At 58.8% G+C, this 1,328-nt stretch carries 2 protein-coding genes; both read right to left on the bottom strand.

What is annotated here, in order from left to right:
• Positions 1-367: 30S ribosomal protein S12 (gene rpsL, locus Q8K05_RS17190; RefSeq protein ID WP_305247828.1), on the bottom strand; the 367-nt coding region annotated here is incomplete at its 3' end.
• A gap of 132 nt (positions 368-499) precedes the next feature.
• Positions 500-1,328 (bottom strand): D-alanyl-D-alanine carboxypeptidase family protein (locus Q8K05_RS17185; RefSeq protein WP_305247827.1); only part of this gene is annotated, 829 nt, incomplete at its 5' end.

The raw sequence follows: 1,328 nt of genomic DNA, 5'->3' as shown, positions 1-1,328 counted from the left end.
TTGGACGCTTCGCGCCGTACTTGGAACGCGACTGCTTGCGGTCTTTCACGCCTTGCAAGTCGAGCGAGCCACGAACGATGTGGTAACGCACACCGGGCAAGTCCTTGACACGACCGCCACGAACCAGCACCACGCTGTGTTCCTGCAGGTTGTGGCCTTCGCCGCCGATGTAGGAAATGATTTCAAATCCGTTGGTCAGGCGAACTTTGGCAACTTTACGCAGCGCAGAGTTAGGCTTTTTAGGCGTGGTGGTGTACACACGGGTGCAAACACCGCGGCGTTGTGGAGAATTTTCCATCGCGGGGCTTTTTGACTTGATCTTTTCGACCTCGCGCCCCTGACGAACTAATTGATTGATGGTTGGCATTGAAAAACGTCCCTAAACGTTTGGAAAACGATATAAAAATACAGAAAACTTCTCCGCACCAAAAGCGGAAAAGCTTTCTAGTATAAACCGGATAGCAAAAAGGCTCAAGCAGAACACGCGCGCCGGCGCCTGTCACTTGATCCAGAGCCGGATGGAATCCCAGGCGCGTCCCACGATCCCGGCTTCTTCCACGGCTTCGAGCGCCACCAGCGGCACTTCCGCCACTGGCGCGGGGTTATCACCCAGCATGACCTTGAGCGTTCCCAGCGACTGCCCCTTTTTAAACGGTGCCACCAGCGGATCAGGCCGGGCGACCTGGGTTTTGACTTTGGGGGCGCTGCCGGAGGCCACGGACACCACGATCGCTTCGGGCCGGCCCAGCTTCACGGTAGAGGCCTTGCCTTTCCACACCGAAGGCGCAACGACCGCCTGACCGGCATCAAAGAGTTTCACGGCCTCATAGGCGGTGTAACCCCAGTTCAGCAGTTTTTGCGTTTCATTGGCGCGGGCGCTGTCGCTGGACGCGCCCAGCACAATCGCCACCAGGCGTCGGCCACCGGCACCCAAATTGGGGAAGTCCCGCTTGGCCGTGGCGATCATGCAGTAGCCCGCCGCATTGGTGTGGCCGGTCTTGAGACCGTCTACCGTGGGGTCGCGGAACAGCAAGGTATTGCGGTTGGTGTTGTTGCTCGCGGGCGTACCGGGGTAGTGGTACTTCTTGATTGCCGAATAGCCGATGTAGTCGGGAAAATCCGTCATCAGGCGGGTCGACAGAATGCTCAGGTCGCGCGCGGTCGTGGTGTGGCCCGGCTCGGTCAGGCCTTCCGGATTTTTGTAAGAGGTCGAGTTCATGCCCAGCGCCTTGGCCTGCTGGTTCATGAGCTTCACAAAATTCTCGACGCTGCCGCCCACGCCTTCGGCAAGCGCCATGGTGGCGTCGTTTCCCGACTGCACAACCATG

The organism is Polaromonas sp., from assembly GCF_030682935.1.
Lineage (GTDB): Bacteria > Pseudomonadota > Gammaproteobacteria > Burkholderiales > Burkholderiaceae_C > Polaromonas.
This window is presented reverse-complemented; position numbering and strand designations above follow the sequence as displayed.